The 22,567-nt window shown below is 62.0% G+C and carries 19 protein-coding genes; 14 read left to right on the top strand and 5 right to left on the bottom strand.

Annotated elements, in window-relative coordinates:
- Nucleotides 1–349: 349 nt before the first annotated feature.
- A complete protein-coding gene (locus XaFJ1_RS06835; protein ID WP_045757251.1) occupies nt 350–3,139 on the bottom strand; it encodes a bifunctional diguanylate cyclase/phosphodiesterase in 2,790 nt (929 codons plus the stop codon).
- Nucleotides 3,140–3,299: 160 nt separating this feature from the next.
- On the opposite strand from XaFJ1_RS06835, the gene XaFJ1_RS06830 reads away from it, so the two are divergent.
- Both XaFJ1_RS06830 and XaFJ1_RS06825 read left to right on the top strand, forming a co-directional pair.
- Complete coding sequence (locus XaFJ1_RS06830) at nt 3,300–5,399, top strand: PAS domain-containing sensor histidine kinase (RefSeq protein WP_012915946.1); 2,100 nt, start codon at nt 3,300–3,302, stop codon at nt 5,397–5,399.
- Between the two features lie 4 nt (nt 5,400–5,403).
- The gene (locus tag XaFJ1_RS06825; protein ID WP_012915945.1) at nt 5,404–7,128 is read left to right on the top strand and encodes an EAL domain-containing protein; all 1,725 of its coding nucleotides are present in this window, start codon (nt 5,404–5,406) and stop codon (nt 7,126–7,128) included.
- A 101-nt stretch (nt 7,129–7,229) separates the two neighbouring features.
- On the opposite strand, the gene XaFJ1_RS06820 is transcribed toward XaFJ1_RS06825, so the two are convergent.
- The 4 genes from XaFJ1_RS06820 to flgA all read right to left on the bottom strand — a co-directional run bounded on the left by XaFJ1_RS06820 (nt 7,230) and on the right by flgA (nt 9,914).
- On the bottom strand, nt 7,230–8,417 hold the full coding sequence (locus XaFJ1_RS06820; RefSeq protein ID WP_301272240.1) for an ATP-binding protein: 1,188 nt from the start codon (nt 8,415–8,417) through the stop codon (nt 7,230–7,232).
- Nucleotides 8,418–8,544: 127 nt separating this feature from the next.
- Nucleotides 8,545–8,889 (bottom strand): flagellar protein FlgN, encoded by a 345-nt coding sequence (locus tag XaFJ1_RS06815; protein WP_012915943.1) that lies wholly within the window; start codon nt 8,887–8,889, stop codon nt 8,545–8,547.
- Nucleotides 8,886–9,203 carry a flagellar biosynthesis anti-sigma factor FlgM gene (flgM, locus tag XaFJ1_RS06810; protein WP_012915942.1) on the bottom strand — a complete coding sequence of 106 codons (318 nt, stop codon included), beginning with the start codon at nt 9,201–9,203 and terminating at the stop codon, nt 8,886–8,888. The genes XaFJ1_RS06815 and flgM overlap by 4 nt, the downstream gene beginning before the upstream one ends.
- A gap of 66 nt (nt 9,204–9,269) precedes the next feature.
- The gene (gene flgA, locus XaFJ1_RS06805) at nt 9,270–9,914 is read right to left on the bottom strand and encodes a flagellar basal body P-ring formation chaperone FlgA (protein ID WP_045756820.1); all 645 of its coding nucleotides are present in this window, start codon (nt 9,912–9,914) and stop codon (nt 9,270–9,272) included.
- A gap of 121 nt (nt 9,915–10,035) precedes the next feature.
- Here flgA and XaFJ1_RS06800 point away from each other — a divergent pair, with 121 nt between their 5' ends.
- The 12 genes from XaFJ1_RS06800 to flgL all read left to right on the top strand — a co-directional run bounded on the left by XaFJ1_RS06800 (nt 10,036) and on the right by flgL (nt 21,858).
- A complete protein-coding gene (locus tag XaFJ1_RS06800; protein WP_045757250.1) occupies nt 10,036–10,980 on the top strand; it encodes a chemotaxis protein in 945 nt (314 codons plus the stop codon).
- Between the two features lie 145 nt (nt 10,981–11,125).
- Nucleotides 11,126–11,524, top strand: a complete 399-nt coding sequence (flgB, locus tag XaFJ1_RS06795; RefSeq protein WP_012915939.1) for a flagellar basal body rod protein FlgB — start codon at nt 11,126–11,128, stop codon at nt 11,522–11,524.
- A gap of 3 nt (nt 11,525–11,527) precedes the next feature.
- Entirely contained in the window at nt 11,528–11,935 is a 408-nt protein-coding gene (flgC, locus tag XaFJ1_RS06790) for a flagellar basal body rod protein FlgC (RefSeq protein ID WP_012915938.1), read from the top strand.
- A 41-nt stretch (nt 11,936–11,976) separates the two neighbouring features.
- Nucleotides 11,977–12,657 (top strand): flagellar hook capping FlgD N-terminal domain-containing protein, encoded by a 681-nt coding sequence (locus XaFJ1_RS06785; RefSeq protein ID WP_012915937.1) that lies wholly within the window; start codon nt 11,977–11,979, stop codon nt 12,655–12,657.
- Nucleotides 12,658–12,682: 25 nt separating this feature from the next.
- On the top strand, nt 12,683–13,906 hold the full coding sequence (flgE, locus tag XaFJ1_RS06780; RefSeq protein WP_012915936.1) for a flagellar hook protein FlgE: 1,224 nt from the start codon (nt 12,683–12,685) through the stop codon (nt 13,904–13,906).
- A 175-nt stretch (nt 13,907–14,081) separates the two neighbouring features.
- A complete protein-coding gene (locus XaFJ1_RS06775; protein ID WP_012915935.1) occupies nt 14,082–14,837 on the top strand; it encodes a flagellar basal body rod protein FlgF in 756 nt (251 codons plus the stop codon).
- A 94-nt stretch (nt 14,838–14,931) separates the two neighbouring features.
- The gene (flgG, locus tag XaFJ1_RS06770; protein ID WP_012915934.1) at nt 14,932–15,717 is read left to right on the top strand and encodes a flagellar basal-body rod protein FlgG; all 786 of its coding nucleotides are present in this window, start codon (nt 14,932–14,934) and stop codon (nt 15,715–15,717) included.
- A 23-nt stretch (nt 15,718–15,740) separates the two neighbouring features.
- Nucleotides 15,741–16,439 (top strand): flagellar basal body L-ring protein FlgH, encoded by a 699-nt coding sequence (gene flgH, locus XaFJ1_RS06765; RefSeq protein ID WP_012915933.1) that lies wholly within the window; start codon nt 15,741–15,743, stop codon nt 16,437–16,439.
- Between the two features lie 8 nt (nt 16,440–16,447).
- Nucleotides 16,448–17,566, top strand: a complete 1,119-nt coding sequence (locus XaFJ1_RS06760; RefSeq protein ID WP_012915932.1) for a flagellar basal body P-ring protein FlgI — start codon at nt 16,448–16,450, stop codon at nt 17,564–17,566.
- Nucleotide 17,567: 1 nt separating this feature from the next.
- Entirely contained in the window at nt 17,568–18,770 is a 1,203-nt protein-coding gene (locus XaFJ1_RS06755; protein ID WP_012915931.1) for a flagellar assembly peptidoglycan hydrolase FlgJ, read from the top strand.
- A gap of 11 nt (nt 18,771–18,781) precedes the next feature.
- A complete protein-coding gene (gene flgK / locus XaFJ1_RS06750) occupies nt 18,782–20,656 on the top strand; it encodes a flagellar hook-associated protein FlgK (RefSeq protein WP_012915930.1) in 1,875 nt (624 codons plus the stop codon).
- Complete coding sequence (flgL, locus tag XaFJ1_RS06745; RefSeq protein ID WP_012915929.1) at nt 20,653–21,858, top strand: flagellar hook-associated protein FlgL; 1,206 nt, start codon at nt 20,653–20,655, stop codon at nt 21,856–21,858. The genes flgK and flgL overlap by 4 nt, the downstream gene beginning before the upstream one ends.
- The last annotated feature ends 709 nt before the right edge of the window (nt 21,859–22,567 follow it).

Below are 22,567 nucleotides of genomic sequence, written 5' to 3'. Positions count from 1 at the left end.
AGCCGTCCTCGTGGTAGCGGGCAATAGCGATCGCGATGACAGGCACATGGACGGCTCCGGATGCGGAAATGCCATCGGCCAACGCTTGGAGTCTTCGCGGATCGGGCTTGCGTCTTGCGGAAATCGCGCCAGCATCGCAACGAGGCTAGCGAATGATCCCGTCCTGAGCGGACGGGACCCATCTGGGACAACCCAGACCATGGCAATCCTGTCAGCTCGGCAGCTGCAGCAGCTTCGGTCTAGGATGACTGTCCAAGGTGAGTGGCCTCTGGCCGGGAACGATGGGGGCGCAGTATAGCCAGCCCATCAGCTACCGCAAGTCCAGCCCGTGATCAGGGCTGGCGTACATTCACGGCGTCGCCAGCTCCAGGCACGGTTGAGATGCCGATACGGCATGCTGGCGCGCACGCAACCATGCGGCCAGTTCACGCGGCGGTAGCGGCCGCGAGTGCAGATAGCCCTGGATTTCGTCACAGCCCTGTTCGCGCAGCAGCTCATCCTCCTGCACTGTTTCAACCCCCTCTGCCACCACCTGCATCCCCAATGCGTGACCCAGTTGCACGATCGCCTGGGTGACCTTGGCAGTACCGCTGTCGTGCAACATGTCCTGCACGAAGCTGCGGTCGATCTTGAGCCGTTGCACTGGGAAACGATTGAGGTAGTGCAAATTGGAAAATCCGGTACCGAAATCGTCCACCGCCAACAGTATGCCTTCCTGCTCGAACAGTTCGAAGCAGCGCCGTAACGATTCACTATCGCGGATCAAGGCGGACTCAGTCAGTTCCAGTTCCAGTCGCTTCGGAGACCAACCGTTGCGCTGGCATAGCTCGATCACCCGCTCGGCGAAGCCACGGTCACGTAACTGCATCGCCGAGACGTTGACCGAGATCCGGTCGAAACTCAGCCCGGCCTCATGCCAGGCTGCTGCCTGGCGGCAAGCCTCGCTGATCACCCAGTCGCCCAGGCGCACGATCTCCCCGCACTCTTCCGCGATCGGGATGAACTCGGCCGGATTGCAATGGCCATGGCCAGGACGGTACCAACGCAGTAGCGCTTCGATCGCCGGCGGATGCCCCTCTACCGTATGCACCAGCGGCTGGTACACCAGCGAGAATTCCTCGCGGTCCAGCGCTCCATGCAGCGCGTGCTCGATCTCCAGACGCCGCTGCGCGCGTAGCAACACGTCCTGGCTGTAGTAGTGACAGGCATTGCGGCCGGATTCCTTGGCCGCATACATCGCCGCGTCGGCTGCACGCAGCAGGCTATCGAAATCCTGGCGTCCCTCTTCCATGAGCGCGATGCCGATGCTGGCACCTATTTTGATGACGTTCTCGCCATTGGGCAGCGGCTCGGCCAGCGCCGTGATCAACTTGCGGGCGACGTGTCCAGCGTCACCGGGTTCGGCCAGATCGCGCAACACCAGAACGAACTCGTCACCGCTTAAGCGAGCCAACAGGTCGCTGGTACGCAGTTGCTGGTGCATCCGCGATGCGGCCAACTTCAACAAGGCATCGCCAGCCGCATGACCGAAAGAATCATTGATACTTTTGAAACCATCCAAATTGACGAACAGCATCGCCAACGTACTGCCTCGTTCTATCGCATCGTGCATTGCCTTTTCGGACTGTTCGCGCAATAACTGCCGGTTCGGCAGTCCGGTCAACAGATCGTAGTGCGCCAGCAGTTCGATGCGTTCGTTGGCCTCGCGTTCGTGAGTGATGTCGCGAAACAGCACCACGAAGCGAGGCGGTAGACCATCGCGTTCGTCCAGCTCGATCAGGACCTGCACCCAGATACGCTGGCCCGACGGACGATGGAAACACAGGTCCAACTGCTCCGGAAGACTACCTTCGACGATCCGCGCTAACGCAGCCTCGAACGCATCGCGCGAGTCTTGTGTGTATAGCGAAAGCGCCTGGTCAAGCTCGATGGTTTCCTTGCGCAAGCCGTGGATGCGATAGCACTCCTCGGTCCACTGCATCCGCCGGGTGGACACTTCGATCTCGCAGCCACCGATCTTGCCTAGCGCCGAGACACGGTTGAGTAGTTCGGTACGCCAGCGAATCAGCGCATCGGTCTGGCGCTGCTCGGTGATGTTCTGGACCTGGCCTAAAACGCGTTGAATGGTGCCGTCGCCCTCCAATTGCGGCTGTGCCCAGACCCGCAGATGCAACGGCGCTTGACTGCCAAACGGCAGTTCCACATCGAAATTGACAGGTTTTTTATCGCTCAACATGCGGCGCCAGATCGAGACCAATTGCGCCGACGAATCACGACTGAGCAGACGCAGCCAACCGCGGCTGTTCGGCACCTGCTGTTCGTTCAAGCCAGTGACACGTTGGAACTCGTGCGAGCACCAGAACTGGTCATGTCGCGGGTCCCAGGACCAACTTCCCATGCCAGTCATGCGCTGCGCCTCACGCAGCAAGGTCTGTTGGTCAAGCAGACGCTGCTCCAACAGCTTTTGTTCGTGGATATCCGTATGCGTGCCAACCATACGCAGCGGACGACCGTCGGCGGTCCGCGCTACGATCCGGCCACGGTCCAGGATCCAGTGCCACTGCCCGTCCTGCCCGCGTAGGCGGAACTCGCACATATAGGTCGCGGTACGACCCTCGAAATGGGCACGGATCGCCTGTTGCAGGCGTTCCTTGTCCTGGCCATGTACGAGCGGCAGCAAGCCGTTGAAACCGTGGACCGGGGCGTCGCCAGCGTAACCGAGCATCTGCTTCCAGCGCTCGGAACGGAAGATCTTGTCGCTGGGAATGTCCCAGTCCCATAGGCCGTGGTCAGCACTGTCCAGAGCGATCTCCCAGCGCGTGGTGCCATCGCTACCGACCGGCTCGGGAACGCTCAAGGTGTAAGCAAGCAGGGCGCCGCTCTCGTCGCGCACGCAGCGCAACCAACCGTCCAGCCGCCGCCCAGCGGTACCCGGCAGCGTACAGGCCAGCATGTTCTCACCATCGACCAGTCGCTCGCGCACGTCACGCATGAGCTGGGCATAGGCCTCCACTGTGCGCGGCAACCCCAGCATCTGCGCTGATTGGTTGGCAGCCAGGGGCCTACCTTCGGCGTCCAGCAGGACAAGTGCCGAGGTAAGCGGATGCTGCAGCAAGCTTGCAATGAGGCCTTGATCCACGCCCAGATGCTCCGTTTCGCCACGCAGAATAGCTGTGGACATGGGGGATAGCGGCACCTAGCAGTATTAATTGAGCGCTGGAAGCAGGCGATGGGCCCCAACGTCCATCAACGGCTAAGATGTTCGCCAGAAACGAATCACTGCAACAGGCTGCCGGAGCATGCAATCACAACACGAGAGCTCTCCACCTGCCCAGGCACCATCCGGCATACGCCTGGCAAAACGGTTGAATCGCGGCATCTGGCGCACCGTCCTGTTGTACCTTGCGCTGGGCCTGCTCTGGTCGATCGCCAGCGAGTTGCTACTCGCCTATTTCGTGAAAGACTCCGCAACTTTGGTTGCCTTACAGTTGCTGAACGAAGCTCTGTTCCTGGCGCTGACCGCGATTGCCCTATACCGCTTGCTACATCCGCTGGTCCGTGGCGCGATGCAGTCACATGCGCGCCTGGCACTGTCCGAAGCCGGTTACCGGCAGATGTTCCAGACCAATTCCAGCCCCATGCTTGTCTACAACCTGGAAAGCCTGCGGGTCATTGACGCCAACCCCGCCGCGTTGACCTTCTTCGGCTGGTCCCACGATGAGTTTGTCGGGCTGGAACTAGCAAAGTTATGGCCGCCCAGCGTCAGCGCGCGCATGGCGGAGGTGATCGAGACGATCCGGCAGTCGCCGTCCAAGACCAGCGTGGTCGCCGAACCGTTGTGCATGCGCGACGGCAGCCAGCGCATGGCCGAGGCCCGCAGCAGCAGCCTGGATTACCAGGGACACCAGGCACGCCTAGTGGTCATCAGCGACCGTAGCGCCGAATACGATGCGCAGCAGCGCCGCGATCAAGCCTTGCAACACCTGCAAGAGGCGCAAGCCATCGCGCGCCTTGGGTCGTGGCAACTTGACCGGGCCAGCGGCCTTGGCACTTACTCCGACCAAGTCTACCGCATGCTGGGACGGGGTGTACCGGAGCATGTACGGCAGCATCGTCTGGATGAGTTACTGATCCCCACCGATGTCGCCTCGCAGGCGCGCCTCCAGCGCGTGATCGAAGATCTGTGCGGCACCAAGCCACTGCAACTGGACATGCTACTGCCAGTGCTGGCAGCCGATGGTCAGGCGCGCATGTTGCATCTGCGTGCCGAGTCGGCCAACGACGAGCACAGCGCCGCCTGCGTGCGCGGCACCCTGCAGGACGTAACCGAACACGAACGCTCCAGGCGTCTGCTGCACGAGCGCGAGGAGCAGTTTCGCGAACTGGTGCGGGTGCTGCCGGACGGTGTGGTCATCCTGCACCAGGAACATGTGATGTACGCCAATGCCGCCTGTGCCGTGCAGTTCGGTTACGATGGCGAGAACCTACTAGGCGAACCATTGCAGAGCCTGGTGGACAGCGCCAGCCTGGCGCAGGTACGCGAGCAGATGGGCACTGTCGGGGCCAAGGGCGAGCCCGGCGTCACTGCGCGCATGCGCCGCCGCGATAACTCATTGTTCCACGCTGGGTTATCGTTCGGTAACGTCCGCTACAGCGGTCGCGATTGCAAACTACTGATTGTGCGCGATCTCAGTGAGCCCGAGCGCATCCGCGATGCGCTGGCGCAAAGCAACCGCGAACTGCAGGCGATGGCACGGCGTCTTTTTTCGTTGCAGGAAGATGAGCGCCGCGCGATTTCGCGCGACCTGCACGACGACATCGGCCAGGCGATTACCGCCATGAAGCTGTCCGCGCATGCCGCACTGGACGAAACCGATGCCGCACGGCGCCGCGAGGATCTCGCCGAGATCGTGCAATTGGCCGACAGCAGCATCACCAAACTGCGCAACCTGTCTACCCTGCTGCGCCCTCCGCAACTGGACGCGCTAGGCCTGGAAGCGGCATTGCGCTGGCAAGCAGGCATGCTGTTTCGCGCTTCAGCGGTGCGCCTGCATCTGGAGATCGCGATGCTGCCCGAGCGCCCTAGCAGTGAGGTCGAGCAAGCCTGCTTCCGCATCGCTCAGGAGAGCCTGACCAACGTACTGCGTCATGCCAGCGCCGGTGAGGTGCGGATGACGCTGAGCGACGAGCAACACTGTCAGCTGCACCTAGAGGTGGTCGATGATGGCGATGGCTTCGATCCGACCGGAGCGCGTGGTTTAGGCCTGATCGTGATGCGCGAGCGGGCGCAGAGCGCCGGCGGTACCCTGCAAATCGATACCGCCCCCGGCACCGGCACCCGGGTGACACTGTATCTGCCCTACACCACCGCGACGACGCCCCCCTCACTTGGATCTTGACTCGATGTGGAATCCCGCTGCCGCCAACACTGCGGACGACGAACTGCCCTCGCGGCTTGGTGCCGGACACCCGGCGCTGACCGGAATGATCGCCGAAGCGCTGGCAGGCGGACCGGGAGTGATGCTGCTTCACATCGACATCGACCACTTCGCCTCGATCAACGAGAACATGAATCCGGAGGTCGGCGATCAAGCTTTGGCCCTGCTGACGCACCGGCTACAGGCCCACCTGCGTGGCCGTGGTTTGCTATGGCGCCACGGCAGCGACGAACTGGTCATGGCGGTGCCGCGTACCGCTGACGTACCGGCAGCGGAAACATTCGCCGAGGAAATTCGCCAACAGATCGAACTGCCGCTTTCGGTGCTGCCCTACACACTCTTCATGACCGGCAAAATCGGCGTGAGCCTGTGCCCGGAACATTCGACCCGTCTGTCCACTCTGCTCGACTATGCCGAGGACGCGGTCTATCAAGCCGCACGCGAAGGCGGCAACCTGGTTCGCCTCTATGCCGCCGACGGCCAGCCCAGCGCGCACAGCGAAAGCATCATCTCGCGGCAGATCATCGACGCCATTCCCAACGGCGAGCTGCGCCTGCGCTACCAACCGATGGTCAGCGCGCGCGACGGTCGCGTGGTCGGCATGGAGTCGCTGCTGCGCTGGCAGTCACCGACACTGGGAATCCTCGTCCCCGAGCGCTTCATGCGCACCGCCGAGCGCCTGGGGGTGATCGTGCAGATCGGCACCTGGGTGATGGAAGGCGCATTGCGCCAGGCGCGGCTGTGGCGCGACCAGGGTTTCGACGACTTCACCATCGCGGTCAATGTGTCCACTTTGCAACTGCTGCGGCCGACCTTCTTCAACGAAGTCATGTCGGCGCTGCAAGCCGCCGGCGTGCCGCCGCAAATGGTGGTATTGGAGATCAACGAAAGCGCGCTGACCAACAACGTCAATTTCGTCTACGAGACCCTGGCCAACCTGTGCCACGAAGGCATCAGCCTGAGCCTGGACAACTTCGGCACCGGCGATTCCAGTCTCAGCGCGCTGGTGCGCTATCCGGTGGACAAGCTCAAGATCGACCGCAGCTTCATCAAGAGCGCACCTGCCGGCAACCGCGAGGCGGCGATCGCCCGCGCGATTATCGCCATGGGGCACCAGTTAGGCATGGTGGTGATCGCAAACGGCGTTGAATCGCAGGCGCAACTGGGTTTCCTGCGGCGCAACGACTGCGACATCTTCCAAGGCTACCTGTTCGGTGAACCGATGTCGGCCGAAGCGGCGGGCATGGCGTTGCGGCGCCGTTACCTGCGCCCGGAGTCCTTCGCCGAAACTCGACCAGACCGCACACTGCTGTTGCTGGACGACGAGGAAAACGTACTGCGCTCGCTGGTCCGGCTGTTCCGCCGCGACGGCTACCGGATCCTTGCCGCCGGTAACGTCCGCGATGCCTTCGATCTGCTTGCCACCAACGACGTGCAGGTGATCTTGTCCGACCAGCGCATGTCCGACATGAGCGGCACCGAGTTCCTCGGCCGGGTCAAGATGCTCTACCCCGATACCATCCGCCTGGTGTTGTCCGGCTACACCGACCTCGCTACCGTGACCGATGCGATCAACCGAGGAGCGATCTACCGCTTCCTGACCAAACCCTGGAACGACGACGAACTGCGCGAGCACATCCGCCAGGCGTTCCGCACACACGACGATCAACGCAGGGATGGACAACTATGAGGTAGCGACGGCACTGGTGTGCAAAACCCAGGGAAAGTATCGGTCGCCATGTGTACATGTCGCCCTTGCTATCGACGTCGCAGGTGACGAGCCCAGCGACATCACTTGGGCTGACGCACCGGAATCACGATTCTGAAGGTCGAACCTTCACCGACACTGCTGGACACGTCAATACGGCCATGATGCTTGTTGACGATGCCGTAGGAGATCGACAGGCCCAGCCCGGTACCACTGCCGACCGGCTTGGTGGTGAAGAAAGGATCGAAGATGCGTTGCAATAGATCGGCCGGAATACCAGCGCCGGAGTCCTTGAACTCGATCCAGACCTGATCGCCATCCTGACCGGTACTGACGACGATGGTGCCACGCTCCCCGATCGCCTGGCCAGCGTTGAGCAACAGGTTCATGTACACCTGATTGAGCTCCGATGGCAGGCACTCAACCAGCGGCAAATTGCCGTAGTGGCGCTCCAGGATAACCTTGTACTTGAGCTCGTTCCAGATGATGTTGATCGTGGATTCAAGACCCGAATGCAAATCCACAAGCTTCCATGAGTCCTCGCGACCGGAATACGAAAAATCCTTGAGATCGCGAACGATGCTTGTCACCCGCTCGATACCTTCTCGCGACTCGGCCATTAGTTGCGGCAGATCGCGGCTGATGAAGTCGATGTCGAAGCGGTTGCGGATGTCGTCGATCTCCGGAATCAACGCCTTCGGTTCCGGCGCGCGCAACGCGCGCTCGTATGCTTCGATCAGGGTGAACAGGCTGCGTAGATACTCTTGCAGGCTGCCCAGATTGGAATGGACGTAACCAATAGGATTGTTGATCTCGTGGGCGACGCCAGCGGCAAGTTGGCCAATAGAGGCCATTTTCTCCGACTGCAGCAGCTTTTCCTGCGCGCCGTTCAGACGCAAATACGCTTGACGCAATTCGTCGTGGCGGCGCTGCAATTCCTGCTCGTAATCCTGCTGCCCTTCGATACCCTGGATCAGCATCAGGTAATGGCCGTCATCGACACCGAAGCCGACCTGAAAATACAGATGCGCCAGCACCACGCGTTGCTCGGTCGGTAAGCTTCCACTCCAACGGCCGCTGTTACGCGCCTGCGACAGCGCATCGCCAGGCAGCCATTGCCCTAGATGCGCGCTCAGCGTGCCGGCATCCACGCCAGATAGATAACCGCGAGCGGCCCTGTTGGCGAACACCAATTGACCATCGGCGCGGAACAGCACCACGCCTTCGTACAACAGTTCGCTTAGCGCAAACAGTTGCTCCCTCGGCGGCAGGACAACCGGGGCAGCGGAATCGATATCGACGAAATTCACGGCAATGGGCGGCGGGTGGTCGACGGACGTTCAATATACGCCGTTGCCGCCGCTGCGCGCGCGCCCCCGACGAAGGGGCGCGAGGATATCAGGCGATAGCCAGGTGACGCTGCGCGAGCGGCGTGCTCGATTGGCCTTTGGCGTCATAGGCAGAAGCACTCTCGCTACGGCCCAAGTGACGCAGTGCCCAATTGACTTCACGCCGACGTCGCGCCAGTAGCGCGCCGTTGGCGCGATTGGCGTCGGCCAGCTCGCGTAGACGCAATTCCACCTCGGCGCCAGCCGGCACGTCCGCTTCCAGTGCGCGCAATGCGGCCAATTTGGCACTGGTCGCCTGCATCAGACCTTCCACATTGTGATCCAACAACGCTTGCCGTTCACCGACGAGCGCGTCGCTAAGTTCCTGCAAGGGAGTGGTCACAGATGTGTTCATGCGCCGAGTTGCCTATCCATATCGATCATCCGGCTGGCAATGGCCTGCGGGTTGATCGTGTAGCTACCGTTCTGCAACGCAGTGCGGACTGCTTCGACGCGCTGCTTGTCCACCGCCGGGGCGGCCGCCAGTTCGCGTTGTATGTTCTGTAGTCCGGAAGCTTCGCCGGTCAGGCGCAGGCTGTCGGTAGCGGCTGTTGCACCAACCTCACGGCTCTGCCCTTCCTCGGATGCTCCAGAGGCGCTCTTGGTTCTGACAGACGACGTGCGGTGTGTGGCCGAGGTCGATAAAGTACCTTCAATTTTCTGGCTCATCACGCTGATCCTGCTACGGGTTCGAATGTGATAACGACGTTACGATCCAGAACTTTAGGGGATTTGTCATCGCGTCACCAAAACGTCTCCATTTTGTGACACAGTTCCCTGAACAATGCGACGAGACGACAAGTTTTCGACGGTCACCCGCTCATTTTCCCCCGCATCGCTCATAGCTCGGCCGGCCATACGTACTTCCAGCCCCCCCTTGCGTGCCACCAGCGCCACATTGTCGCCGCGCCGGACCAACCGCGGCGAGACCAAATCGCCGAGCGATAGCAAGGTGCCGGCAGGCAAGGTCCGCCGGACCAGCTTGCCCACCGCCACTGCCGGGTCGGTCATCACGGCCCCGACGATGCGTGCAGCATCACGCTTCTCAGGGACGATATCGGCAGCGCCGATGGTCTCTCCAGCGGTCAGGCCGCGCGCCAACACCAATACCTGCTGCATGCGCCGAACCTTGACCGGCACAAATAGCCGCCAGCCAGCATCGCGCGGACAACTCACTTCTACCGTCGTGGTACCGGTCGGCAGGGCTTGCAGCGGCACCGGACACAGCGGCACCCGAACCGCCGGATCCAGCGTCGCCTCAGCTTCAGCCCCTGGACCTAGGGTCGACAGTGCTGCCGCGCGGATCGTTTCCACCGGCTGGAATTCATCGGCCCAGGCGGGCGTGGCCGCAAGCAGCATCAGCAACAGGATCGGACGCATCGCTGTATCTCTTCTCGTGATTAAGTGTCGCCTCCTCAGTGCAAACAGTGTGCCGCGATTCGATGCGATCAATACCAGACACAGCCTCAAGTTCCACTGCGCTGGCGCCGATATGAACGCCATGTCGCACGATCTGCTCAACCGAATCGACCAGCGCACCCGCTTGGCGGGCCACAATCGGCTTGCCTTGCTGCTGTTCAGGCTGGGCGGTCGTCAGCTTTTTGGCGTGAACGTCTTCAAAGTGCAGGAAGTCTTGCGGCGGCCGGAGCTATTCCAGGTACCGGGGCTGCCACTGCAATTTTCCGGTGTCGCCGATGTACGCGGCCGCTCGGTGCCCGTGCTCGACCTAGGTCTCGCCATCGGCCACCCGGAGCGCGAACCCAACACGGACGCAGGGCCACGCTACATTGTCGTCACCGAATTCAATCGCTCGGTACAGGGCTTTCTTGTCAGCGGCGTGGAGCGCATCGTCAACATCGCCGTGGAGGATATCCATCCGCCACCGGAGCTGGGAGCAGAGTCCAGCTATCTGACCGCAGTGACACGCTTCCAGGGCGAACTGATTCAGGTGATCGACGTGGAAAGCGTCTTGGCCGACATTGCCCAGACGCGTACGGAAGCGCAGATCGACCCGTCGTTGGCACTCACCGGCCGGCAATTGCAGGTCTTGGTAGTAGACGACTCGCGCGTGGCCAGACAGCAGATCCGTAGCGTACTCGACCAGCTCGACGTGGGTGCGACCTTGCTGTCGGACGGCCGCCAGGCACTCGACCACCTCTTGCAGATCCATGCCAGCGGCGAGAATCCGGCGGATCGCTACGCCATGGTGATCTCCGACATCGAGATGCCAGCGATGGACGGCTACACGCTGACGACGGAAATCCGCCGTCACCCAGGTCTGTCTGGGCTATACGTGCTGTTGCACACCTCGCTCTCTGGGGTGTTCAACAACGCGATGGTCGAGCGCGTTGGGGCCAATTCCTTCGTCGCCAAGTACAGCGCCAACGAATTGGCCGACTACGTACTGGCGCGACTGCGGGTCGTCGCCGAGGCTCGGGCCGCTTAATCCTAGGCGCTGACGGCATGCCGGCGCCGACGGTACATCCGGCCGCGAACAATTGACCCGATAGGTCTGCTCCGCTAAAGGCGGATGCTCAGTTTGGCACACGACTTGCCTGTGGTTTCAGCAACGAACCGCGGGACCGCGTGCCATGTCCAATCCGATTTCATCCTATTTTGGCGTCCACGGCGACGCCCTGCCGCTGCGCGAGCAACGGATGAAGCTGATTGCCAGCAACATCAGCAACGTCGATACCCCAGGCTACAAGGCACAGGACCTGGATTTCGACGCGGCGATGCGCGCCGCACAGGGTCAACGCGAAGGGACCCAACTCGAGGTCACCGACAGCCGCCACATCGCGGTCGGGGGCGATGGCCTGAACCCGTTCCAGATCACCCGCGAGTCCAGCCAGCCCAATTTGGACGGCAACACAGTGGACCCGGACGCCGAACGCGCCGCCTACGGCCGTGCCGCGCTGGAATATCGCGCCTCGCTGAGTTTCATCGATTCCAAGGTGCGCACTATGCTCACCGCGATCACAGGCCAATAAGCCATGAGCAATCTGCCGATCTTCGACGTCGCCGGCTCCGCGCTGCAAGCGCAGTCGGTGCGAATGAGCACTATCGCCAGTAATTTGGCCAACGCCGACTCGGTGGCCGGCTCGGCCGAAGCGGCCTACAAACCGATCGAGCCGATCTTCCAGGCGGTGCGCGACCCGCACGACAGCGCGCTGACCGGTGTCAACGTCAAGGAAATCAGCCAAAGCAAGGATCCGCCGATCAAGCGTTACGAACCCGGCCATCCGCTCGCCGATGCAGACGGCTACATCTATTCGCCGGACATCGATCCGGTCTCGCAGATGGTCAACCTGATCTCCGCCTCGCGCAATTACCAAGCCGGCGTGGAAGTCCTCAACACCGCCAAGGAACTGGCGCTATCCACCTTGACCATCGGCCGCTGAGCCGTGCTCCTTCCGTCGCCTCATTCTCCCGGGAATTCCATATGACCAACGTTGCTTCGTCCACCGATACGTATTCGAGCCTGGGGCTGAGCGCCGCGAGCAACACCAGCACCACCGCCAGCAGTAGCCCGGCACTCAAACAAGCCGACTTTCTGAAGCTGATGACCGAGCAACTGCAACATCAAGACCCGCTCAAGCCGATGGACAACAGCCAGATGGTGTCGCAGATGGCGCAACTGTCCACCGTGCAGGGGATTGGCGACCTCAACAAGACCGTCACGGCGCTATCGGCATCGATGAGTACCGATCAAGTCCTGCGCGGCGCCAATCTGATCGGGCACAAGGTGCTGGTCCCGTCGGCGAGCCTGCCGCTAGGGAGCGATGGCGCTGCCGGCGGGATGGTCGCGGCCACCAGTGCCGGCGTGGTCAACCTTACCGTCAGTGACGCCAACGGCAAGGCGATCAAGCAGATCAGCGTGGCGGCCGACAAGGCCGGTCAGATCCCCTTCAACTGGGATGGCACCGACGCCAACGGCACACGGATGCCCGCAGGCACCTACAGCGTCACCGCCACGCAGAACGACACCACAGGCGCCACCACCACACTGTCCACCTACGTTCAAGCGCCGGTCGAAAGCGCCATCATCGGTTCGGACGGAATCTATCTCGATCTGACCGGGCTGGGCACCACGCCTCTGTCGAACGTCATCCGCGTCAGCTGAGCCAGCCAATCCACAGGAGTCCACCATGGGTTTCAACACTTCATTGTCAGGCATCAAAGCCGCCAATACCGACCTCAACGTCACCGCCAACAACATCGCCAACGTCAATACCACCGGCTTCAAGAGTTCGCGTGCCGAGTTTGCGGACCAGTTCACGGTCAGCGGCTACGGTCTGGCGCGCAATGCCGTCGGCTCGGGCGTACGGGTCAGCAACGTGGCCCAGCAATTCTCGCAGGGCAATATCGATCCGACTGGACGCAACCTGGACCTGGCCATTTCCGGTTCGGGTTTCTTCACCCTATCCAACAACGGCGCCCGGGTCTATTCGCGCGCCGGCAATTTCCAGACCGATGCCAATGGCTACGTGGTCAACCCGCAGGGCGCCAGATTGCAGGTGTTTCCGCCCACAGCCAACGGCAATGGCTTCGCAGTCGGCACCCTGAGCGACCTGCAGTTGCAAACGACCGACAGCCCACCAAATCCGACCAGCACGGTCAACCTGATGTTCACCCTGCCCGGCAACGCCCAACCGCCGACGGTCACCACGTTCGACCCGAACAACGCCAACAGTTACAACAGCTCCACCGGCGGCACCACCGTCTATGACTCACTGGGCGTGAGCCACATCCAGACCTCGTATTTCGTCAAGACCGCCACCCCCAACCAGTGGCAGGTCTATAACTACATAGATGGTGTCGCCGCAGGCGGTGCAAGCACACTGCAATTTTCCGGCAGTGGCATGCTCACCAGCCCCGCCGACGGCAAAATCACGCTGGGCAGCTTCACCCCGAGCACCGGCGCAGGCCCCCTCAACCTCACATTGAACGTCACTGGTTCAACGCAGTACGGCGAAACCTTCGCCTTGCGCGGCGCCTCCCAGGACGGCTACGCCAGCGGCAAGCTCAACTCGATCAGCATCGATTCCAGTGGCGTCATCTTCGCGCGCTACTCCAACAATGCCGACAAGGCATTGGGACAGGTCGCGATGAGCAACTTCGTCAATCCGCAAGGCTTGACGTCGTTGGGCGACAACGCATGGGCGGAAAGCTCGGGATCGGGTGCTCCTCGTACCGGAGTAGCAGGCTCGTCGGACTTCGGCAGCGTGCAATCCGGCGCGCTTGAGTCCTCCACCGTCGACCTGACCGAGCAGCTGGTCAACATGATCGTGGCCCAGCGCAACTTCCAGGCCAACTCGCAGATGATCTCCACCCAGGATCAGGTCACCCAGACCGTCATCAATATCCGTTGACGGCTGAAGCCGAGATTGGGAACTCGGGGCCTGAAATTCGCTAAATCAAACGCTGTAGGGGACGCGGATCGATACGTCGCGCTGCGTCCTTCTCCTGATCGTTTAAGTACTTCCACTTCGCGCCTTTCCGGGTCCCCAGCCCAGAGACCCGAATCCAGGCTTTCGAGGATTTCCCATGGACAAAGCACTCTACGTCGCCATGACCGGCGCCCGCGCTTCGCTGCAGGCGCAGGGCACGGTGTCGCACAACCTGGCCAACGTCGAGACCGCCGGTTTCAAGGCGCAGCTCGCCAATACCGAGGCATTCCGCATTCAGGGTAGCGGCTACCCGTCACGCATCGACGCGTTGCATATCGACCAGGGCTTCGACCGCGATGTCGGCGCCCAGCAGGTCACCGGCAATCCGCTGGATGTCTCGCTAGTTGCCAATAATTGGCTGGCGGTACAGACGAGCGACGGCAAGGAGGCGTATACCCGTGGCGGTGAATTGGCACTGACCGCGAACGGACAACTGGTCACCGCCAGTGGCCGTGCGGTACTCGATACCGAGGGCAACCCGATGTCGATCCCACCGCATCAGTCACTGGAGATCGGCAACGATGGCACCGTCTCGATCGTGCCATTGGGCGAAGGACCGCAGGCGATGAGCGCGATCGGCACACTGAAAGTGGTGACTGCACCGGCCGATCAGCTCACTCGCCGCCCCGACGGACTGATGCGCAACATCAGCGAAGATCCGACCAAAGCCTTTCCACTTGCCACCGGCACCGCACTGCACACAGGCGCACTGGAAGGCAGCAATGTGGATGCCGCTGGTGCGCTGGTGCAGATGATCCAGTTGCAACGCCAGTTCGAAATGCAAGTGAAAGTGATCAAAAACGGCGACGAAAACGCGCAGTCGGCCAACACCCTGCTGCGCCTGAGCGGCTGAGGCCACCGCCGGCGCGGTGTTTGGCACGGCGCATGCATCAGTCTTCATGCACCCCGGCACAGCTCGGGGACCATTCTTCAGAGGAACTCGGGTCATGAATCAGGCTTTGTGGGTCGCCAAGACCGGCATGGATGCGCAGCAGACACGTATGTCGGTCGTCTCCAACAACCTGGCCAACACCAGCACCACCGGCTTCAAGCGCGATCGCGCCAGCTTCGAAGACCTGCTGTACCAACAGCGGCGTCAACCCGGCGGTGCCAGTTCGTCGCAGACGCAGTTGCCCTCCGGCCTGCAGTTAGGAACTGGCGTGCGTGTAGTCGCCACCTCCAAAGATTTCGAGCAAGGCAGCCAACAGCAGACGGGGCGGGCGTTGGATGTGATGGTCAACGGTCGCGGCTTCCTTGAAGTGCAGATGCCCGACGGCACCTCCGCCTATACCCGCGATGGCAGCTTGCAGGTCAACGCGCAGGGCCAACTGGTGACCAACAGCGGTTACGCCATACAGCCAGGCATCCAGATTCCGGAAGGTGCGCAGTCGCTGACCATTGGCAACGACGGCACGGTCAGCGTGCAGGTCCCAGGCTCCGCCGCCGCGCTGCAAGTCGGCTCGCTGACCCTGACCGACTTCATCAATCCCTCGGGACTGCAAGCCACCGGCCAGAACCTGTACGTGGAGACCGCCGCCTCAGGTCCGGCACAAAGCGGGACGCCCGGCCTCAATGGCCTCGGTACCACCGTGCAGGGCGCCTTGGAAGGCAGCAACGTCAATGTCGTGGAAGAGCTGGTGAGCATGATCGAAACCCAGCGGGCCTACGAAATGAACGCCAAGGCGATCTCCACCACCGACGCGATGCTCGGCTACTTGAACAACAACGCCTGATCCCGCCGTTTCCGGAATCCACCATGTCACACCTGTCCTCTCTCTGCTTCTCCGCCGCGCTGTTGTCGGTCCTGCTCGGCGGCTGCGCCAATTTGGGCGTCGCTGCCGGCGACATGCGCCCGTATTCGCCGATGGCACCGATCGTCCCAGTGGTCGCACCGCAGGCACAGCCCAGCGCCGGCGCGATCTACGCCGCCGGCCCTGGCCTGTCGCTGTATTCGGACCGTCGTGCTCGCGATGTCGGCGACTTGCTGACCATCACGTTGGTGGAAAGTACCAATGCCAGCAGCACCGCTGGCACCAGTATCAGCAAAAAGGACAGCGTGAAAATGGCCACGCCGACCCTGCTCGGCACCCCGTTCACGATCAACGGCACCGACGTGCTCAATAACTCCACCAGCGGCGATCGCAGCTTCGCCGGCAAGGGCAACACCGCGCAAAGCAACACCATGCAGGGAAGCCTGACCGTGACCGTGATGCAGCGCTTGCCTAACGGCAATTTGGTGATTCAGGGCGACAAAAATCTGCGTCTGAACCAGGGCGACGAACTGGTGCAGGTGCAAGGCATCGTCCGCGCCGCCGACATCGCCCCGGACAACACCATTCCCTCCAGCAAGGTCGCCGACGCGCGCATCGCCTACGGCGGTCGCGGCGCGGTGGCGCAGTCCAATGCCATGGGCTGGCTGAGCCGTTTTTTCAATTCACGCATTTCGCCTTACTGAGACCTACCATGACCCTCCTGTCCCTGCCCTGCCGCCTGCTCGCCGCGTTTGCGCTGTGCACAAGCCTGGTCGCCCCGGCCGCGGCCGAACGCATCAAAGATCTTGCCCAGGTCGGCGGCGTGCGCGGCAATGCGCTGGTCGGCTATGGCCTGGTGGTCGGCCTGGACGGCAGCGGCGACCGCACCAGCCAAGCGCCATTCACCGTGCAGAGCCTGAAGAACATGCTCGGCGAGTTGGGCGTCAACGTGCCGGCGAACGTCAACCCTCAGTTGAAAAACGTCGCTGCGGTGGCGATCAGTGCGCAACTGCCGCCATTTGCCAAGCCGGGCCAGCCGATCGACGTCACCGTATCCTCGATCGGCAATGCCATCTCGCTGCGTGGCGGCTCTTTGCTGATGACACCGCTGAAGGGCGCCGATGGTCAGGTCTATGCGATTGCTCAGGGTAACTTGGTGGTCGGCGGCTTCGGCGCACAGGGCAAGGACGGTTCGCGCATCTCGGTCAACGTGCCCAGCGTCGGCCTTATCCCGAATGGCGCAACCGTGGAGCGCGCATTGCCGGACGTGTTCGGCAGCAGCAGCGAGATCACCCTTAACTTGCACCAGGCCGATTTCACCACCGTCTCGCGGATGGTCGCGGCGCTGGAAAATACCTTCGGCCCCGGCAGTGCACATGCCGTGGACGGCTCCACCGTGGCGGTACGCTCGCCAAGCGACCAGAGCGCACGCATCGGCCTGCTGGCGCGGATCGAAAACGTGGAATTATCGCCCGGCGCGGCGCCGGCCAAGGTCGTGGTCAACGCTCGTACAGGCACCGTGGTGATCGGCGCGCAGGTGCGGGTCAGCCCGGCGGCGATCTCGCACGGCTCGCTGACCGTCACCATCAGCGAAGGCACCGATGTCAGCCAACCGAACGCGCTGAGCAATGGCCAGACCGTGGCGACGCCGAAATCGACCATCACCGCAACCAACGAAGGTAGCCGCATGTTCAAGTTCGAGGGCGGCACCTCGCTGGATCAAATCGTGCGTGCAGTCAACGAAGTCGGCGCCGCGCCCGGCGATCTGATTGCAATTCTGGAAGCGCTCAAGCAGGCCGGTGCCCTGAGCGCGGAGCTAGAGGTGATCTGACATGCGTATCTCGTCCTCGCCCCTCGACCTGCACGCCAGCACCCAGAACGATCCCGCCAAGATCGACAAGGTGTCGCGCCAGCTCGAAGGACAGTTCGCGAACATGCTGGTCAAGAGCATGCGCGACGCCAGTTTCGGCGACTCCCTGTTCCCGGGCGAGAACCAGACCTTTCGCGACATGTACGACAAACAGTTGGCTAAAGGCTTGACCGACGGTAAGGGTCTGGGCCTGTCGGCACTGATCGCCAAGCAACTCGGTGGCGGCCAACCTAGCGCAGCGCCAGCCACCAATACCGCGATCGGCGCGGCCAAAGCAGCCAAGGCTTATTCGCTGGTATCAGACCGGGGCAGCCGCGCCATTCCCCTGCAAGACGGCGCCACCGCCGCGGCAGACGGGACCGAAAGCGGTCCGTTGAGCGGCATGAGCGTGGCCGGGACGCCACAGCATCAGGTCGAACAGGTGCTGGACATGATCGCCGGTCGCGACAGCAACGCCCAGCGCCAGTCGTTCGGCGGCAACCCGGTCGACGGTAGTGCCGGCCTGTCCTGGGACAGCACAGATGATCGCTGGTCGAACGTCCAGAAACCTGCCGATAGCGCCGCAGCAATCGATCCAAGCACCGCCGCCGCGGCCAACGCGGCGGCCGCAAGCCTAGGCGAACGCACACCGGAAGGTTTCGTCGCCAGGATCTGGAACCATGCGCAAAAAGCCGCGCACGAGCTGGGAGTGGATGCGCGGGCACTGGTCGCGCAGGCTGCACTGGAAACCGGTTGGGGTCGCCATGGCATGGCCCACAACAACAGCCCCAGTTCGAACAACATGTTCGGGATCAAAGCCACCGGCTGGAACGGAGACCGCATCACCGCCAACACCCACGAATATGTGGACGGGGTCAAGCAATCGCAGACCGCGGACTTCCGTGCCTACGCTTCGCCAGCGGACAGCTTTGACGACTACGTGCGCCTGCTGAAAACCAACCCGCGCTACCAACAGGCGTTGAAGGCCGGCACCGACATACGCGGCTTCGCGCAGGGCCTGCAGCGAGCGGGTTATGCCACCGATCCGTCCTACGCGTCCAAGATCGCCGCCATCGCGGCGGGACCGATCGTCGGCCGTGCTGTCGCGGCAATCGGCAACGCGGCTGCCAGCGGCATTGGCATGATCGCCAGCAGCGTCGATCCCTCCAGCATCATGCGACGCTGAGGTAGCCATCCATGTCCGTCATGTCCACCGGTACCGGCGCACTGCTCGCTTTCCAGCGCGCACTGCAAACCGTCAGTCACAACGTCGCCAACGCCAATACCAATGGCTACAGCCGGCAGCGCGCCAGTTTCGCCACTAACGTGCCGAATCAGTTCGGCAACTACTACGTCGGCAATGGCACCCACATCAGCGATATCTCCCGCGTTGCCGACCAGTTGGCGATCTCGCGCCTGTTCGATAGCACCGGCGAAGCGGCACGACTGAAGCAGTTATCGGACATGTCCAGCCGCGTCGATAGCGTTTTTTCCGACAAGGCCACCGGCATCGCCGGGCCGTGGTCGAACTTCTTCGACGCCACCAGCAGTTTGTCCTCCAGCGCCCCCACCACCGCTAACCGACAGAACTTGCTCGACAGTGGCAATGCGCTGGTTACCCGATTCAAGCAACTCAACGGCCAGATCGATTCGCTCAACAACGAAGTTAACGGTGGATTGGTGTCGGGCACCACCGAGGCCAACGACCTGGCCACCGAGATCGCCAAGATCAACGGCCAGATCGGCAGCAACGCCACCGATGCCTCGCCGGATTTGCTGGATCACCGCGATCAGCTGATCAGCCAACTGGTCAGCTATACCGGCGGCAGCGTGGTCCAGCAAGACGGCGGGATGATGAACGTCTACACCGCTGGCGGCCAGGCGATGGTGGTCGGCACCACCGCGTCGGTCCTGGTGACGACACAGGATCCCTACCAACCGCAGCGGCTGCAGATCGCGCTGAAGACGCCTGGTGGCTCGACCCCGCTGAGCAGCCAGGCGCTTGGCGGAAAGATCGGCGGCTACCTGGAATTCCGCAGTTCGGTGTTGGATCCGACCACGGCCGAGTTGGGCCGCATCGCCACCGGTCTGGCCAGCAGCTACAACCAGCAGCACAAAGCCGGCATGGACCTGTACGGCCAGATGGGCGGCAATTTCTTCAACCTGCCCCCACCGACCGTGGACGGCAACAGCGCCAATACCGGCAATGCGGCGTTCACCGTCAACGTCAGTGATGTGAGCAAGCTCGACGGGCAGAATCTACTGCTCAGTTACAACGGCAGCACGTGGAGCGCCAGCCGCGCCGATACCGGGGCGAGCGTGGCCATGACCGGCAGCGGCACCAGCGCCGATCCGTTCGTGGTGAATGGCGTGTCCCTACAAGTTTCAGGTACCGCCGCAGCGGGAGACAAATTCCTGCTGCAGCCCACCGCCAATGCCATCAATAACTTGTCCGTCGCCATCACCGATCCCTCGCGCATCGCGGCGGCCACACCGATCAAGGCCACGGTCAGCCTGAGCAACCAAGGAACCGGCATCGTCAGCAAAGTGCAGGCGGTGGATGCCACGAACGCCAACCTGTTGACGCCGTCCAACATCGCGTTCGTCGATGCCACCCATTACACCATCGATGGGACCGGGCCATTTGCCTACACCGCCGGGCAAACCATCAGCGCCAACGGCTGGAGCTTGACCCTGGACGGCAAGCCCTCCTCCGGCGACAGCTTCGCGGTCAGCCCGACTGGCCCCGGCTCCAGCGACAACGGCAACGCCCAACTGCTCTCTCACTTGGACGACGCCAAAGCGCTCAACGGCGGCACCATCACCCTCAACGGCGCGGTCTCCGGACTGAGCACCACCATCGGTTCGGCAGCGCGTCAGGCGCAATATTCATCCGATGCGCAAAATGTGATCCAGAGCAATGCTCAGGATGCACGCGATTCGCTTTCCGGGGTGAATCTCGACGAGGAGGCGGCGAACATGCTACAGCTGCAACAGGCCTATGAAGCGGCTTCGCATATCATTTCCACCGCAGACACGATGTTTCAATCCATTCTGAGTGCGATCCGATGAGTACTCGTATCTCCAGCGGCATGATATACAACCAGTCCCTCAACACAATGCTGGACAAGCAAGGCAGGATCGCACACCTGCAACAGCAGTTGTCCACTGGACAGCGCCTGGTCACCGCCGCCGACGACCCGGTCGCCTTTGGCACCGCGGTCACCATGGATCGCGCGGACGCCGCGCTTGCCCAGTTCGGCCAAAACGCCAACATCGTGCAGAACCGACTCAACCTCCAGGAGAATGCGCTATCCCAGGCAGGAAGCCTGATGGCCCGCGTCAATGATCTGACCGTGGAGGCCAACAGCGGGGCTTTGAATACCTCCAACCGCCAAGCGATCGCCTCGGAACTCAAGACACTGCATGACAGCCTGCTCAGCCTGTCCAACAGCACCGACGGATCCGGTCGCTACCTGTTCGGCGGCACTGCAGACGGCAATCCGCCATTCACCGTCGTGGGCGGCCAGGCCGTCTACAATGGCAACCAGACCCAGCGCAGTGTGGAGGTCGCTCCGGATACCAAGGTCAGCGACACGCTGCCCGGCAGTGAGATCTTCATGCGTGTCCGCACCGGCGACGGCAGCGTCGATGCGCACGCCGGTGGCAGTAATACCGGCACCGGCCTACTGCTGGACTTCAGCCGCGACGGCAGCAGTCCGGGGTGGAACGGGAGCAGCTATAGCGTCGTGTTCACCGACCCCAACACCTACCAGGTGAAAGACAGCAGCGGTACCGTGATCAATACCGGCACCTACACAGCCGGTGACACCCTTAATTTTGCTGGTCTGAACATGCACTTGGACGGCGCCCCCGCCGCTGGCGACAGTTTCCAGATCGGCCCCTCGACCAACAAGGATGTGTTTTCCACCATCAATGACTTGGTCAACGTGCTGAACACCGATCCGGTCACACCAACCGGCAAGGCCGCGCTGCAGAACGCGCTGCAATCGTCAATGCGCGACATCAGTCAGGCAACGTCGAAGATAAGCGCTGCACGCGCTTCTGGCGGCGCGCAGTTGGCGGCGATCGACAATGCAAGCGATCTGCGCTCTGCCAACGATGTCTCGCTGAAAACTTCACTGTCCTCGGTACGCGACCTGGACTACGCCGATGCCATCTCCAAGTACCAACTGGAACAATCCGCGTTGAAAGCGGCACAGACCATCTTCACCCAGATGCAGTCGATGTCGCTGTTCAACATGATCCGCTGAGGCACAATCATCCACCCCGCCCCCTGGGCGTTGTTGCGTGGGATGCCTCCGCCGCGCTACCTGAGTGAATGGGGGCAGCGCTCGATATCGCCGGACTGACGGCTGCGGCCCAGTCCGCAACTGCTGCATTCGTCACATTTTTCCAAGCCGCTAGGCGGCAGTGCATCGACCTGTTTGGCGAACTCTCCCGAGTCATGCCGTTTGACTTCGACAATACCTAGCACCCAGGGAATCGCGGTGGAGGGCAACCATCAGGTGATGTGGTGTGTCGCCTTGTTTGCCGCGACCAATCGGATTCGCCCCGATGTCTACTCTTTCACTGTGCGTGTCCAGGCTGGTATGGCTCCGATCCAGGCCGACAATCCACCCACATGTTTAGACATGGTTCAAGATCGCGCTTTAATGCACTTCAACTCGTATATGGAAAAAATGGGAACCCGGTAGCGCATCCAGATGCTGTAACCGTTATACAAAGACCGTCATTGCAACCAGCGTCACAAACAATCTGCATGGATCGCTAAAGTTCGTCGAACTGCTGCCGAAACAAGCTCTTCGCCAAATGCCCGAACTACCTATTCCATTTGGATCAGCATGTTTTCCGCAGCAAATCGCTAAAGCTTGTCATCACACCGCCGTTATTTACCTCAGCAGCGGCAAAGGCCAATTGATGGCCCCCCTGCGGAGGCTCCAGGCACCGATGGGTTGCCGG

Origin of the sequence: Xanthomonas albilineans (assembly GCF_009931595.1) — a bacterium.
GTDB lineage: Bacteria > Pseudomonadota > Gammaproteobacteria > Xanthomonadales > Xanthomonadaceae > Xanthomonas_A > Xanthomonas_A albilineans.
Note: the sequence above shows the minus strand (reverse complement) of the source record. Positions and strands in the feature narration are given on the sequence as shown.

Excerpts from the sequence above, each read along its gene's own strand:
- XaFJ1_RS06830 (WP_012915946.1), top strand. The coding sequence starts at position 3,300 with ATGCAATCACAACACGAGAGCTCTCCACCTGCCCAGGCACCATCCGGC.
- XaFJ1_RS06825 (WP_012915945.1), top strand. The coding sequence starts at position 5,404 with ATGTGGAATCCCGCTGCCGCCAACACTGCGGACGACGAACTGCCCTCG.
- XaFJ1_RS06815 (WP_012915943.1), bottom strand. The coding sequence starts at position 8,889 with ATGAACACATCTGTGACCACTCCCTTGCAGGAACTTAGCGACGCGCTC.
- flgM (WP_012915942.1), bottom strand. The coding sequence starts at position 9,203 with ATGAGCCAGAAAATTGAAGGTACTTTATCGACCTCGGCCACACACCGC.
- flgA (WP_045756820.1), bottom strand. The coding sequence starts at position 9,914 with ATGCGTCCGATCCTGTTGCTGATGCTGCTTGCGGCCACGCCCGCCTGG.
- XaFJ1_RS06800 (WP_045757250.1), top strand. The coding sequence starts at position 10,036 with ATGTCGCACGATCTGCTCAACCGAATCGACCAGCGCACCCGCTTGGCG.
- flgB (WP_012915939.1), top strand. The coding sequence starts at position 11,126 with ATGTCCAATCCGATTTCATCCTATTTTGGCGTCCACGGCGACGCCCTG.
- flgC (WP_012915938.1), top strand. The coding sequence starts at position 11,528 with ATGAGCAATCTGCCGATCTTCGACGTCGCCGGCTCCGCGCTGCAAGCG.
- XaFJ1_RS06785 (WP_012915937.1), top strand. The coding sequence starts at position 11,977 with ATGACCAACGTTGCTTCGTCCACCGATACGTATTCGAGCCTGGGGCTG.
- flgE (WP_012915936.1), top strand. The coding sequence starts at position 12,683 with ATGGGTTTCAACACTTCATTGTCAGGCATCAAAGCCGCCAATACCGAC.
- XaFJ1_RS06775 (WP_012915935.1), top strand. The coding sequence starts at position 14,082 with ATGGACAAAGCACTCTACGTCGCCATGACCGGCGCCCGCGCTTCGCTG.
- flgG (WP_012915934.1), top strand. The coding sequence starts at position 14,932 with ATGAATCAGGCTTTGTGGGTCGCCAAGACCGGCATGGATGCGCAGCAG.
- flgH (WP_012915933.1), top strand. The coding sequence starts at position 15,741 with ATGTCACACCTGTCCTCTCTCTGCTTCTCCGCCGCGCTGTTGTCGGTC.
- XaFJ1_RS06760 (WP_012915932.1), top strand. The coding sequence starts at position 16,448 with ATGACCCTCCTGTCCCTGCCCTGCCGCCTGCTCGCCGCGTTTGCGCTG.
- XaFJ1_RS06755 (WP_012915931.1), top strand. The coding sequence starts at position 17,568 with ATGCGTATCTCGTCCTCGCCCCTCGACCTGCACGCCAGCACCCAGAAC.
- flgK (WP_012915930.1), top strand. The coding sequence starts at position 18,782 with ATGTCCGTCATGTCCACCGGTACCGGCGCACTGCTCGCTTTCCAGCGC.
- flgL (WP_012915929.1), top strand. The coding sequence starts at position 20,653 with ATGAGTACTCGTATCTCCAGCGGCATGATATACAACCAGTCCCTCAAC.